At 48.4% G+C, this 14,589-nt stretch carries 12 protein-coding genes; 2 read left to right on the forward strand and 10 right to left on the reverse strand.

The window, feature by feature from the left end; all coding sequences use genetic code 11:
- Positions 1-162: 162 nt before the first annotated feature.
- The 7 genes from K9N21_13665 to K9N21_13695 form a co-directional block, all read right to left on the reverse strand.
- The gene (locus tag K9N21_13665; GenBank protein MCF8144958.1) at positions 163-453 is read right to left on the reverse strand and encodes a hypothetical protein; all 291 of its coding nucleotides are present in this window, start codon (positions 451-453) and stop codon (positions 163-165) included.
- A gap of 834 nt (positions 454-1,287) precedes the next feature.
- Positions 1,288-1,779 carry a hypothetical protein gene (locus K9N21_13670; protein ID MCF8144959.1) on the reverse strand — a complete coding sequence of 164 codons (492 nt, stop codon included), beginning with the start codon at positions 1,777-1,779 and terminating at the stop codon, positions 1,288-1,290.
- Positions 1,780-2,055: 276 nt separating this feature from the next.
- On the reverse strand, positions 2,056-2,637 hold the full coding sequence (locus tag K9N21_13675) for a hypothetical protein (GenBank protein ID MCF8144960.1): 582 nt from the start codon (positions 2,635-2,637) through the stop codon (positions 2,056-2,058).
- A 450-nt stretch (positions 2,638-3,087) separates the two neighbouring features.
- Entirely contained in the window at positions 3,088-3,300 is a 213-nt protein-coding gene (locus tag K9N21_13680; protein MCF8144961.1) for a DUF2158 domain-containing protein, read from the reverse strand.
- Positions 3,301-3,464: 164 nt separating this feature from the next.
- Positions 3,465-4,673, reverse strand: coding sequence for a hypothetical protein (locus K9N21_13685; GenBank protein ID MCF8144962.1), 1,209 nt, complete (start codon positions 4,671-4,673; stop codon positions 3,465-3,467).
- A gap of 185 nt (positions 4,674-4,858) precedes the next feature.
- The gene (locus K9N21_13690; protein MCF8144963.1) at positions 4,859-5,959 is read right to left on the reverse strand and encodes a hypothetical protein; all 1,101 of its coding nucleotides are present in this window, start codon (positions 5,957-5,959) and stop codon (positions 4,859-4,861) included.
- Between the two features lie 74 nt (positions 5,960-6,033).
- Positions 6,034-6,945: a serine protease gene (locus K9N21_13695; GenBank protein MCF8144964.1), complete on the reverse strand. Its 912-nt coding sequence runs from the start codon at positions 6,943-6,945 to the stop codon at positions 6,034-6,036.
- 1,097 nt (positions 6,946-8,042) lie between these two features.
- Here K9N21_13695 and K9N21_13700 point away from each other — a divergent pair.
- Complete coding sequence (locus K9N21_13700; protein ID MCF8144965.1) at positions 8,043-9,800, forward strand: ABC transporter substrate-binding protein; 1,758 nt, start codon at positions 8,043-8,045, stop codon at positions 9,798-9,800.
- Between the two features lie 224 nt (positions 9,801-10,024).
- Here K9N21_13700 and sfsA read toward each other — a convergent pair whose 3' ends face one another.
- The 3 genes from sfsA to K9N21_13715 form a co-directional block, all read right to left on the reverse strand.
- The gene (gene sfsA, locus K9N21_13705; GenBank protein ID MCF8144966.1) at positions 10,025-10,759 is read right to left on the reverse strand and encodes a DNA/RNA nuclease SfsA; all 735 of its coding nucleotides are present in this window, start codon (positions 10,757-10,759) and stop codon (positions 10,025-10,027) included.
- A gap of 331 nt (positions 10,760-11,090) precedes the next feature.
- The gene (gene proC, locus K9N21_13710) at positions 11,091-11,909 is read right to left on the reverse strand and encodes a pyrroline-5-carboxylate reductase (GenBank protein MCF8144967.1); all 819 of its coding nucleotides are present in this window, start codon (positions 11,907-11,909) and stop codon (positions 11,091-11,093) included.
- Between the two features lie 173 nt (positions 11,910-12,082).
- The gene (locus K9N21_13715; GenBank protein MCF8144968.1) at positions 12,083-12,382 is read right to left on the reverse strand and encodes a transcriptional regulator; all 300 of its coding nucleotides are present in this window, start codon (positions 12,380-12,382) and stop codon (positions 12,083-12,085) included.
- Between the two features lie 322 nt (positions 12,383-12,704).
- Between K9N21_13715 and K9N21_13720 the strand changes: the two genes are divergently transcribed.
- The gene (locus K9N21_13720) at positions 12,705-14,468 is read left to right on the forward strand and encodes a formate--tetrahydrofolate ligase (protein ID MCF8144969.1); all 1,764 of its coding nucleotides are present in this window, start codon (positions 12,705-12,707) and stop codon (positions 14,466-14,468) included.
- Positions 14,469-14,589 lie beyond the last annotated feature (121 nt).

The raw sequence follows: 14,589 nt of genomic DNA on the forward strand, positions 1-14,589 counted from the left end.
GACCCAACGACAAAAAGCCGCCAGGGTCTTAATGGGGAGGTATACCCGAAAAATTGGCGATTTTTATCTGATTGAATTTACAACACTTTTTTGGGGACAACTTTTTTCTTGACAGGAATAATATAGGATGTCCCCATCTCCATACGTCCCGCAACCATATTGTTAGGCATCTTGATCGCGATGGAACCCGAGTTTTCTGAGCCTTCGCAACGCAGCGTCATACAAGCCGTAAATTTCCTTCAGGTTTCCTTCTTCCTCTGCCTGATCATCATCTCGCATTTTGTCGAACCATTCTTGCACCTCGGCTGGGCTTTCTGCGGAAATGTTTTGGTAGTAGTCCGGCACCTTGGCAAAGTACTTTTTGGCTTTCAGAGAATCAATTGCTGTTTGAAGAGCAATACAAACATCGCCAGTAGTTTTTGCACCGAAGATTGGGTCTAGATAGTCTTTCACAGAGCACCCCCTTTGCAGTATTACTGCCCAACCGTAATTATATGGTTTCTGCAACTCTTCCGCTGAAAAGCCGTTGACTAAAGAAGCTGGCTGTTTGCTATTTCTCTAAGGACTCTCCCCTCTCCACTGAAAATCCTATGTTAGCCAAACTATCTCCAGTTCTTTGCAGATGTCGCATGAGATATACCCAATTCCAATTAAAGTTTTAGAGAGGATGTCCCCGCCTTGATATGATGTAATGCTCTGGGAGCGTCTAATCGGGCTAATCTTGGCATAATTTCCCATCTATCATTTTCTGATTACCCTGTTAATCTTAATACGTTAAGGGCATCCCGCTGCCCCATGTCAAGTTAGTTATCTATTTATGCCCGTCCCCCATCTCCCCCCTATCATCTCATCCCGCACCTGGCAATCTCAAAACCTTAAAAACTAACAGCGTCCCCATCTCCACAGAGTAGCGCCCCGATGTATTCGCCGAGGCTCGGCTTTATACCCCTATCAACAAAAGAACTCACTGGATGGCCTCTCATAAAGCCTTTTTGTGAGTTGGCAAAGTAATAGGCCAATCTATAAAATATACCGGCGTAGATTATGAGACCGATAGCGATATATTCTACCATTTCGATGCCTGTGTTATTTCAATTCTGAATCAAGTAAATAATTGGCACTTCTTGGGATCGACGCTCCTCTCTCCATTGAAAATTTAATGTTGGCCAAACGATCTCCAGTTCTTTCCAGGCGACGCAGTGCGCACAACGCTTGGGCTAACAGGAACCCGTCGTCTTTTCCGAGTCGTTAAGGCCGATGTTAGGCCTATTTGGTATATAGATTGCTCTAAAATCTAAATTCACTTAAAGCTTTGTCTAGATATTTTCCCAATGTGCTGAATAAAAGAGGATATACTATTTCATATTGATCCCCATCTGCATTAAAAACATTACTGAAAACGCTATTAGTAATTGCTTCTAAGGTAGTTTTGGCGTCCATTTCACCAGTAATACCTTTGGCGACAATTTGAAATAATTCATTTTGTCTTTCCTCTAATGATCCAGCAATCTCATATAGAGTTGGTTTCCCGGCCTGACTAAAGTGCTGAAATATCCCATCCAACTGCAATTGAGCGAATTTAGTTTGAGCTTCCTGCTCTATTTTGTTTGTTAAAACGGCATAAAGGGCTAAAGTGAGACTTGAGAAAAAAAGGAATGCTTCTCTTTTATTGTAAATAAATACATTTGGTGAAAATATCTCTTTAAATTCCACACCAAGATCGTTATGAAAACTCAACAAGGCCAAATAGGGTTCTTTCCATTTGTTAAAAGGTGCCATGAGGACATTTCTCCAATAAACTATTCAAATCGTTGCTCTAGAGCAGCTAACACAAATAATTATGTGGTTTCTGTATAACTCTTCTGCTGAAAATCCGTTGATTAAAGATGCCGGCTGTTTTCCGAGTTCTCTGACTCCATAATACTACGGGATCGGGTGATAATCGGCGCTTCTTGCGATGGCTCTCTCCTCTCCACTGAAAAACTGACGCCGGCTAACCTCATCTCCAGTTGCTGCCAAGCGCCGTATGAGATATACCCAATTTCAATTTAATTTTTAAAGAGCCTCCCGGTCCCATTCTATCCATATTTTTTTATCAAAGATCTGTGTATTCTCTGATATGTTGTCCTGGGGAATAACCAGTGTCTTTCTGTTCCCATCAAAGTCTATGAAAACATATCTCACAAATTCATATTTTTCATCTTTTAGATGATCAAAGGAAAACGATAAGAATCCAACAATTGACTGGTCTTTTGGCAAGAGCGTCAACTGTAATAAATAATCCTTTGTTTCGATACTGAGCTTTCGTTGTACTTTGTGACCTTTCTCGTCAAAAGTAAAATAGAGATCTCTCCAGGTCCATAATGTGCACTTAAGCTCATCTTTCACATTTGGAAATTTCAGATATACTTCAATGTCTTTCAAATAGAAGTTCTTGTTTTTAGAATACAATGAAAGCTTCTGCAAAATGATCCCTGAATCACGGCCATTTGGAATTCTTGCAACATTGGAATACTGGCTTAAAATTTTGCCTTCAATCTTGTTCGATTTCAGCGAACCAAAAATGGTTGGCAGCCAAGCCAGTGCTCCTATTAGCGCCAAACCAGATGTTATCCAAAACTTTGCACTCTCATTCATTTTATATCCTCGTTATACCAAAGGCCCAACGCCTAGCTCGAGGGCAGCGGACCCTCTTTTATGATTCAGTAACTTCTGGATCAATTGAATAATTGGCGTTCTTGCGATGGGCTCTCCCTCTCCACAGAAAATCCGATGTTGGCCAGACTGCCTGCAGTTCTTTGCAAGCGCCGTATGAGATATACCCAATTTCAATTAAAGTTTCAAAGAGGATGTCCCCGTCTTGATATGGTGTAGTACTCCGGGAGCGTCTAATCGGGCTAATCTTGGCACAATTTACCGTCTATCATTTTCTGATTACCCTGTTAATCTTGATATCTTAAGGAGGTTCCGCTGCCCACAACGTTCTTCACATTTCCACTTTATATAAGATCATAAAACTGTTCCCACTCAGCAAGCTAAATGTGTAAATGTGAAGAACGTCCCGCAACCACTTTTTATGGTATTAATTTAGCCTCTATGGAGTCTGACAACTCCTATTGGAGCCTTGTAGAAGGCCAACTCTAATTCATCAAATTCAGCAACCTGCAAGTTTTTGTTTTTATCAAAAAAACGACAATGAACTGTCTTGTATCCTCCTTCATCAATTATGTCCGTAACTGTCATTTGGGGACCGCCTGATTTCAGCTGCACGACATCTCCCTTTTTGATTTGGTCTGTCATTTATCACCTCTTTTGATATCTAAAATTGATAAAATATTGCTTTATTCAACCACATAACGGGTTGGTCACCTGCCGGTGTTGAGCGACTGCGAAACACCGGTCAGAGTGAAGCAGCGGTGTTGAGGCAGCTAAATTGGTCTTTATATTATCTCACACTAAATATATTATCTCACACTAAATTTGCTAAATTCATTAATTGAGGTTGCCTTAAATAGTTTGCTATCATTATCTTTAGGCCGATATAATAAGTTCAATATAATCTTGCCAAATTTTTGTTCAGAGTCTAATAAATCTAAAAATTCTTGAAGAGGGGCGACATTGCCAGGTCCTCTTGCTATTTCTAAAACATGGATATAGATTTTTTTTTGACCTGGTTCAATTTCTACAACAGGATTAAATCCATCCTCAGTAATAACTGCCGTAACACTTCCAATATTTTTTACCTCATATTTTACTTTTGCATTAATATGTTCTCCCTCAATTTCAGCCTCTATAAAACGACCGCTTTCTTCAAATTGGATTGGATTAACAATCAAATGTGGAAGCCCCGGAATTTTAGAATCATTCTGGATTATAGGAGTTCCTGCGATTGTTACTGATCCATCTTCATTTTTTCTTTTCAGTATTGACGGCCCAGATTCCATAAACCAAGTATGCTCAGTCGCCGCTGTGAACTTGACGTCATTTCCTTTACTGTTCGGGGGTTTAAAAGACATTATTTCATCAATAATTTTTTGGTACCTATCATCATCATTTCTAAATTCAAAATCACTGTAGATTCTCTTGTTATAAGTAAAAAAATACTCATCTAACCTAAAAGATTTCATATCAGCTTTTCGATAATAAATAATATTGACTGAATACACAGCGATAAGGTCTTTGCCATTAATCCCGATTGTTGGGTGCTCAATGTCAGAAAATGGTTCGAGCACCTTAGCTGAAACCGTGTGATCAAAACCCTTAAAACCTGTTTTGATTAATTCAGTGATCTTATTTTCTTTTGTATTGTAAACATAGATTTCAACTGTAGCTGAGAGCGAAGAAGCTGCAATGGGACCAGAATTCTGTATAATAATAGATGGGTTTCTCTTATTTCTATATGTTTTTTCATTTTCTACCTTAATGGGGTATTCCATATGGCATGAAACACTCGGCTCAACGTCAGTTTCTGTTACCGCACTTATACTTTCCTGGTTTTTCCAAACTTCGTTTTGCCAAATAAGGAAACCAGTAAGCAGGCCGAAGACGAGTCCCCCAAATAAAGTCCAGATGAACCAGGTTTTATTAGAGGAATAAGAAATTCCACAGAGGACAAAAAACACAGTGGAAATGAAACCTGATAAATAAATTATTGAATCAGCAATATGTTTCATTTGATTTGTTTTTTAGAACATTGGGCCATTATTATAGGAATTCTCTTTTCGCCCCAACGGGCTGCTCAGTCGCGGTCCATGTCTTTTTGTGCCGTCAACTGCCGCAGCAATGTTGGGCTCAAAATAGATACAATAATAACTGCTTAATCAAAGAATAGAATTATCTAATTTGAGGGCTAACTTCCTTAGATATTATACAGCAATAATTCCGCAGGCCATTCCTCGTTTTCCATATCATCAAAGCCAAATCTATTCATTATTGCGAGGGCTGAGAAAACGTATTGTAAAAGCGCACCTGCTCCACAATCATATCTAACCATACCATCTAACATTATGGCTTGCAGTGGCCTTGCAACCTCCAAATCAACTTCCACCATCCCACTAGAAGCATCAAATGAGAAAACTCCGCCACTTATATTATCTACGTCTTCCGCAAATCGTTCATTAAAGTCTCTTTTTTGATCAGTGTATTCTTCGATGTCATTATCAGATAAATCATCTATTTCAGCTTCGTCATCGTCCAGATCGAAAGACTCTTCTTCAAGATAGAAATAGTAGTCTTTCGGGTAGTCGGGAAGCGCTGCATAAATATCTCTGACAAATCCATTTTCTTTTATTATATTTATATCGAATTTTCTTCGTGATGTTAAAGTTACCTCCAAGACTATAGCTGAATAGATCGCGATTTCAGTTGGTGTGTACATCATTAGATCTGAGGAGGCCTTCGCATAAATAATATCATCATCTCTCAATATGGCCGATACAATAGAACTAATGCGAATGGAATTCAGCCTTAGGAAGGTGGCACTATATAATGGATCTATAACTGTAGTATTTTCCGAAGTGGAAAAAGTCTTCTTTATTTGCCGAATCTTGTTTTTGTGCAGGTGACTGTCAGTGCACAAGAGGATGTAATAGTGGTCAAGCAAGGAATTGAATTCAGCTTTAGCCTCAAACCACTGAGATTTCAAATTCTTAAGGTAATTTGAAGAAATTATATCATCATAAGATTTTATTTGAAATGCAATATATCTATTTATTGATTCACCATCTAGATTAACCTCATAACGTAACAGCACATCAGTGCCTCGATCATTAATCCCTTGTACATCATATGCGATACTGTGAAATTTCAGAAAACAGTCTAAAATTCTATTGGTTTGTCGTTCGAAAGCAGGGCATAAGTGGGCATTGTGCTTCAGTTTTGTGAAGACATTAGTTTGCTTTGCAGCACTTTGTCGATATTTTAGTAATTCATCTATTACTATGGGCAATTTGCCAGTCATTCGGTTTCCAGTTTTGGAGTAAAATTGAATTACAAGCTAGGTTCGGGCAAAATCAGACGCAAGAAATTGCGCAGCTATTTCTTGTCGCCTGGATTTTCTGGTTGGCCTGTCGCTTTCTCTTTTTGTTGTAGAGTTTCGTGAGCCTGTCGAAGAGTGTCAACGACATACTTTGACGGTATGACAGCAGCAAACTTGCCGCCGGTCCTGTCGGAAATAGTACCATGGACAATTCCCAAGTAATTGAATCCCTTGCGATACATGAAGGCACCACCTTTTATTACTGTACCAGGTTTTACGAAAACTGGTGCCCCACTGAATCCACCTACACTTGGATCCTCAAGAAGGAAGAAGGTGGCTTTCGTCTTCGTGTCGGCACGAGGTAAAGTTAGAAGCCCACTGGCAGCTCGAGAAGTCTTTGAGATTGGAGAAAACTTCCCTTCAACTCCGAGATTGAGAGGAAAACCCAAGATCGTGAGATCAAACTCACGGTCGGGTGCCGACTCCTCTTTAACCAGAATTTCTATCCCAAGGAAATGCTTTGCGATTTTCCTCCGAACCTCGAGATTGGTTGTTGTAATCGGCAAAACGGCTACGTCAGCTTGGTTGTGGATTATCCAGTTCAGTTTGGTCTGTGGCGCGATAAGATCTATAAATGTGATCGCAATAGGTGTGTCGTCCGTTCCCTTGATGATTATGAGGGCAGAAGGGGTCATCTTCTTACCAACATGACTTGCCGTGACAAGGTATGGCTGATTGTCAATGGCAATTAAGAGTCCGGTTCCTGAGCAAACATCGAAAAATGGTTTAGCCGTGTTTTGGTCTGGACGTTTGAGCCAGAGTTGATACTCCTGTCCATTCTGCTCGACGGTCTTAATGACATTCTGTTTAAGATAGACCACTGATACCTCAGAGGCGTCTTCTGCATGAGCATTAGGAGCCACTAAGAAGAGAAAGGACAGCATCAGATATGTTTCAAGCTTCTTCATTCTGTTCTCCTATGAGGCCAACAGTTGGGATAGATGAAAAATTTTCCACCTATTGCCTATATATCATGGAAAAAAGTCCACCTATCATGATATTAAGACTGTAAACATGGAAAAAGCCCTGTCGGCTTTTCCATCTATTGCGCAATACACGTAATAGCATGGAAAATTGAAGATCACCTCAATCCCGCTTGAACAGCGGAACCGGGAATCTCCCAAATTTAAGGAGGATGGAGGATTTTTCATTTTGAGTTCGTTGCTAATCCCGCTGCGGGACTGCAAGCAGCGGTGAATGCGCTCGCTATGAATTTTAAAAAAATCCCGCCCGGATCTTAAACTCACGCTCATGGACAAGGTTCGACAGGTTCTGCAATATCGCCACCCACCGAACAAACCTACTGGAATTGGACTATGCGCTTACAAAAGAGGCCTCGATATCCTGTTGACTAAACACGTGAAAAGATGTTTTGGTTGTCCGAAGCCCGCTAGACGCACTCGAGTGAATCGTTTTTCTCGACAATTTCCGATCCGCCTGTCCATCAATCGTACGATTAACCTATGAGAATGGTTTTGGAACCGTGTCAGGTTCCGGTTTTTCATTTCACAATTTGGGATGATTATGATGATGAACTTTGCTCCCGACCGGCCGAAAAGGCTGTGTCAGGAGCCGGGTAGGATGTATCTGAGGGGGTACTCCATAAAACCTCTATTCAGAAGGCGTAAGGCGCCCCGCAAAAGGACGCGGGATCTTCGACAAGGCGCAAGTTATATGGCAGATGGCTCATGGAGCATGGAGCAGGGAGCAGGGAGCAGGGCCAATTTAAGGGCATACTATTGAAACCTATCGTAAAGTCAAGGAAAATTATTCTCATTTTGAGAAAGCCGACAGGAAGCGGACTGAGACAGAAAGTCCATGTATGGCCGGACCCGGGATGTCGGGGGGACGCCCGGTTGGACGGGGGCAGGCCGATGGTGCACGAAAAGCCTTTTTAAAAATGACGAAACACCCTATAATGCCGCTTCATCTGTTAAGACCCCGGATGAAGCGGCATCACACAATTGCCGGCTGACCCTATATCCCAGATTTCATGGAGGAAATCATGCATACGCCCCATCCCATCCGCCCGGAACCGGCGCATCGGACGCCCATCTATGCCCTCTGCATTTTTCTTGCCCTGGGGGCCTGGATCTTCGCGATCCATTCCGTGCCCGAGGCCCGTGCGGATGCAGACATCACCATCGGTCTGTTGGAAGAACCCAAGACCCTCAATGTGTGGCTGGCCTCGGATGCCTGGTCCGGCAAGGTCCTCTCCCAGATTTACCAGCCGTTGTACATCCGGGAGCCCAAGGATCTGAAACTGGTGCCGTGGCTGGCCGCCGAGGATCCGGTGCTGGACGCGGACGCCCTCACCTATACGGTGAAACTCCGGCCTGCCAAGTGGTCGGACGGTACTGAGCTGACCTCCGAGGACGTGGCCTTTACGGGCAATCTCATCAGGGAGTTCAGGATTCCCCGATCTGTGTCCAACTGGGATTTCATCAGCAGGATCGAGACCCCGGACAAACACACCATCCGCTTTCACCTCAGGGAACCCAAGGCCATCTTCCTCTCCAGGACCCTCACCACGCCCATTGTTCAGAAAAAAAAATGGGCGCCCATCGCCGAAAATGCAAGAAGGACGGAGAGACCGCTTCTGGCCCTCCTCAGGGAAAAGGTGACCGATCCGGTGAGCAGCGGGCCGTTTGTCCTGAAGGAATGGCGCCAGGGGGCCTACCTCTATCTGGACAAAAACCCGCATTTCTTCGGACAGGGGAAAGAAATCTCCGGATATCTCCTGGGGCCCTATATCGACGGCATCATATTCAAGTTTTTCGGGACGACGGATGCCGTGATCCTGGCCCTGCTGAAGGGGAGTATCGACATGTTCTGGTGGGGGCTGCAGCCGGGCTATCTGCAGGACCTGCAGGACGACGAGGATATCAGGGTTTTTACCAATGAGAAAAGCGGACTTTATTATCTGGGATTCAATCTCCGGAAAAAGCCCTTTGACGATATCCATTTCAGGAAGGCGGTGGCCCTGTCCACGGACAAGCAGTTCATCACCACCAGGATCCTGCAGGGATACGCCACCAAGGCCGATTCCGTTGTGCCGTCCAGCAATACTTTCTGGCACAATCCGAACGTGGCCCGATACGGGGAAGGGCTTTCCAGGGATGAGCGCATCGTCAAGGCCTATGAGATCCTAAGCGAGGGCGGATACACGTGGAAACGCTCGCCCGTCACCCTGGAGGGGAAGGTGGCCAACGGAGAAGAACTCCGCCTGCCCGACGGCAGCCCTGTGGAGCAATTCACCATCCTCACCCCGCCTGCGGACTATGATCCCCAGCGGGCCATGTTGGGGATCATGATCCAGGAGTGGCTCAAGATGCTGGGGATGTCCGTGACCTCCAAGCCGATGCCGCTGGGGTCCCTTATCCAGCAGGTCAAGGCCCGCCGTCAATTCGATCTCTTTGTGCTGGGCTACGGCAACCTCTCCCTGGATCCGGACTATCTGAGAAATTTTTTCATCTCCAGGAATAACAAGCCCAACGGTTGGAACACCTGCGGCTACAACAACCTCCGCTTTGACAAAATAGCAGACGCCAGCGCCGGAACCATGGATCTGGAGGAGCGGAAACGCCTCATCTGGGAGATGCAGAAGATGATCATGGACGATCTCCCCTGGTACCCCCTGTACAGCCCCAAACTGGCCGAGGCCGTCCGGACGGACAGGTTCAAAGGCTGGGTCCAGATGGAGGGGGGCATCGGAAACCGGTGGTCGTTCTGCACTCTGAAACCTGTGGGATTGAAGAATTGAGAATCTTAGGTTGCAACTTCTGCACAATTTACAGGGAAGTTCTGTTGAACCGCAAAGGCGCGAAGAGCGCGAAGAAGTTTTGATTGGTTCGTTCTGATCCTGTAAGAAAGATTCAGGATCAGAACTGACCAAGCCCTGACGGGCGGTAGTTCGTTATTCGTTAATAGCCTTCAGAAACCTCTCTGTGTCTCCGTGTCTCTGTGTGAGAACATGCCGGATACCGGTCAGAGGTCAAACGGGATCTCGCGGTTGAGGGCGATCCCCTCGAGATCGATAGACACATCGTACGCCATGATCTCCACCCCGTTTTGAAGCGCCCGCCTCAGTTCCTCTCCATATGCCGGATCGATCAGGTCCGCGGGCCGGAACAGACCGGCATCCATCCGCTGGATCAGATAGAACATCACCGAACGATCTCCCGAGCGGACCTGGGCCTGGAGTTCCTTGAGGTGCTTGAGCCCCCTCGAGGTCACCGCATCCGGAAAAGAGGCCACGCCGTCCGTTACCAGGGTGCAGTTTTTCACCTCCACAAAACACCGCATGGAACCCTTTTCCAGCAGGAGGTCGATACGGGAATTGGTGCCGTACGCCACCTCGGATCGGACCCGTTCATACCCGGTCAGCCCCTGTACGCGGCCCGATAGGATGGCGGCCCTGACCAGCCGGTTCGGGATCATGGTATTGGTGCCCACCAGGGAGGTGGGCATCTGGATCAGCTCCCAGGTATACCGGAGCCGTCGCTTGGGCGTGTTGTGCCGGGACAGATAGACGGTCCGGCCCGGTTCGGAACAGGCCAGCATGCTCCCGGAATTGGGGCAGTGGGCCACCACCACATGCCCGTTTCTAAGCCTCACGTCCGCAAGAAAGCGTTTGTATCTCCGGATGAGGGTCCCCTGAACAAGACACGGCCAGGCCAACCGGCCGGACCCCGGGGGGTGCTGGGGGGTTTCAGATGCCATTCTCACACAGAGCCACTGAGACACAGAGAGATTTTTGAAGGCTATTAACGAACAACGAACCAATCAAAACTTCTTCGCGCTCTTTGCGCCTTTGCGGTTCAATAGAACTTCTCTGCAGGGTGCAGAGAAGCTACAAGCAAAGATTCTGAGGCGACCTGACGGCCGCAACCGATCCCGCCAGGCGGGACTCACACAGAGCCACGGAGACACAGAGAGATTTTTGAATCCTATTAACGAATAACGAACCCATCAAAACTTCTTCGCGTTCTTGGCGCCTTTGCGGTTCAATAGAACTTCTCTGCAGGGTGCAGAGAAGCTACAATCAAAGATTCTAATCCTTCTTTCCCAGTTCCCGTGACCGGGCCCATGCAGCGTTTACCGCCGCTGTGATCATCTCTTTCAGGCCCTTCTCCTCCAGCACGGCCAGGCCCGCGGCGGTGGTTCCGCCCGGGGAGGTCACCTTCCGGCGCAATTCAGAGAGGGAGTCGTCCGAGGTCTTTGCCAGATGGGCCGCACCCAGGAAGGTCTGGACCACCAGCTCGAGCGCCGTCTCCTCCTCCAGGCCGAGACCCGCTCCCGCCTCGACCATGCACTCCATGATCCTGAAGACATATCCCGGGCCGCTCCCTGACAGGGCCGTGACCGCATCCATCAGGGTCTCTTTGACCTCAACGGTCTCACCCACGGCCTCGAAGATACGCCTGGCCGCCTCCATGTGGGCCGGCGTGGCCAGGTCCCCCGCGGCCAGGGCGCTGACCCCCTTCCGGACAAGGGCCGGCGTGTTGGGCATGACCCGGACCATGGGGATATCTCTTTCGATGGTGTCGCGGATCATTCGGAGCGGGATCCCCGCGGCAATGGAAATGAGGAGATGCTGATCAATAATGGCCCCTTTCATCTCCTTCAGGGCCGCCTGCATATGCTGGGGCTTTACGGAAAGCACCACAATGGCGCTCTCCGACGTCACCCTGAGATTGGAGGGATGGCATGTTATGCCGAAATCCGCTGATATCCTCTCCAGGGCCTTTTCGTCCTTATCGGCCGCCAGAAGATGGTCCCTGTCGTAAACACCACTTTCAATGAGCCCCTTGATCAGGGCGGTTGCCATATTGCCGGCGCCGATAAAGCCCAGCGTTTGATGGTCTGACATGATATTACCTCGTGAAAATCTGGTTGCCGGTTGCTGGTCGGAGCATAGCGGAGATCCCGCAGCAGGTTGCCGGATGCCTGATACAGGGCAGAAGCATTTTGCACGACGTCCGGACCTGCTTACCTTTCAGCTTTGAGCTTTCAGCCGCTTTTGCCTCGCGCGGGCCTCGCACCTCACGTCTCATGCCTGGCGCCTTCAATCCTATATGTGGGGCTTTCGACATGCGTCTCCCGGCATTTCGGGCAGCGACCCGGACGGGTAAACCGCTTTCGGCCTTCGAAGACGAACCCGCATTTCAGGCACCGGGGGGGTTCCATCACCAGTTTTTTCCCCTGGGATATTGCAGAGCGTGCAATATGGGGGAGATGCTCATAGACCTCCTTCTCGCTGATTCCCACTTCCTGGGAAAGATCGATGGCCGTCATTGTTGTCCCGGACAGGGCCTCCATCAGCTGCTGTCGAATGGTCTTCATCTCCATATTTCACCCCCCGGCAATGACCGGCGTCATTTCTGTTCTTGAGCGGCCCCAATGCGCCTCCCGGCGAACAGGAAGCCCCAAAAGAGGCTGAATACTGCCGGTCCGATGCGGGCGCTTTCAGAGATAATACCCGGCAGACCTGTTCCAGGCAAGAGAAAGTTCAAAATTTCACAAGATTGCTTGACGGCCTATTTTTTTTATGATAGGGAGGGCATTCATCTGAAATAGTGGCGGAAAAAGGTCTTTTTATATCAACATGGGGAGGAACGGGTTTCCGAACCAAAACACATCATTTCATTTAAGGAGGATGAACACCATGGCTTACAATGCAGTAGAGATGGCGGACTGGCAGATCTCCGAGGCCGCAGAAAAAAACATGCCGACGCCCGATGAGTGGAGAGAAAAGCTGGGTCTGGAAAAGGATGAGATACTCCCGATGGGGAGGCTGGCCAAGCTTGATTTTCTTAAGATCAATGAAAGGTTAAAGAACAAACCGGACGGAAAATACATCGAGGTGACGGCCATTACCCCGACCCCCCTTGGGGAAGGCAAGAGCACCACCTCCTGCGGCCTTATGGAAGGGCTGGGAAAACGCGGCGTAAGCGTCGGCGGCGCCCTCAGACAGCCTTCGGGCGGCCCCACCATGAATGTCAAGGGAACAGCGGCCGGCGGCGGCAACTCCCTTCTGATCCCGATGACCGAGTTCTCCCTGGGACTCACCGGCGACATCAACGACATCATGAATGCCCACAACCTGGCCATGGTGGCCATGACCTCCCGCATGCAGCACGAGCGCAACTACAATGACGAACAGCTCAAACGGCTCACCGGCATGCGCCGCCTCGACATCGATCCCACCCGGGTGGAACTGGGCTGGATCATGGACTTCTGCGCCCAGTCCCTCAGAAACATCGTTATCGGGCTGGGGGGCCGCATGGACGGATTCACCATGCAGTCCAAATTCGGCATCGCCGTCGGTTCCGAGTGCATGGCCATTCTGGCCGTTATCCGGGACCTGGCAGACCTGAAGGAGCGGCTCAACAACATCACCGTGGCCTTTGACAAGTCCGGCAAGCCGGTGACCACCGGTGATCTGGAAGTCGGAAACGCCATGACCGCGTTCATGCGGAACACCATCAACCCGACCTTGATGTGCACCGCCGAATACAACCCCTGCATGGTGCATGCCGGCCCCTTTGCCAACATCGCTGTGGGCCAGTCCTCCATTATCGCGGACAGGGTGGGGCTCAAGCTGTTCGACTACCATGTGACCGAGAGCGGATTTGCCGCGGATATCGGTTTTGAGAAATTCTGGAACGTGAAGTGCCGGTTCAGCGGGCTGAAACCCCATGTCTCGGTTCTGACCAGCACCATCCGGGCCCTCAAGATGCACGGCGGCGGCCCCAAGGTCGTGGCAGGCATTGCCCTTCCCGAAGAATATACCAAGGAAAATCTGGAACTGGTGGAAAAGGGCTGTGAAAACATGGTGCACATGATCGGCGTCATCCGCAAGGCCGGGATCAATCCGGTGGTCTGCATCAACCGGTTTTATACGGATACGGATGCCGAATGCGCCGTCGTACGGAAGGCGGCAGAGGCGGCAGGGGCCCGCTGTGCCGAATCCAAGCACTGGGAAAAGGGCGGCGACGGCGCACTGGAATTTGCCGATGCGGTGATCGACGCCTGTAACGAGGAAAACGATTTCAACTTCCTCTATCCCCTGGAGATGAAGCTGCGTGACCGGGTCGACCTGATCGCCAAAGAGGTCTACGGTGCGGACGGCGTTTCCTGGAGCCCGGAGGCCGAGACCAAGGCCAAGATGCTGGAGAACGATCCCAAGTATGCGGATTTCGCCACCATGATGGTCAAGACCCACCTCAGCCTTACCCACGATCCCGTAGTCAAGGGCGTTCCCAAGGGATGGACCCTCCCGATCCGCGACGTGTTGATCTACTCCGGCGCCAAGTTCCTCTGCCCGTGTGCAGGGACCATCAGCCTGATGCCGGGCACCGGATCCAACCCCGCTTTCAGGCGCGTGGATGTGGATGTGAACACCGGCAAGGTGAGCGGACTGTTCTAAACAACATCATTGAACCATAAATAAAAAGGGGAGGCCTCCAATGTGAGGCCTCCCTTTTTTTGTGCCTGGCGGTTATCCCTTTGTGTCTCCGCCGGTCTTCGGTATTGCATCCGATCCTTTT

The organism is Deltaproteobacteria bacterium, from assembly GCA_021737785.1.
GTDB lineage: Bacteria > Desulfobacterota > DSM-4660 > Desulfatiglandales > Desulfatiglandaceae > AUK324.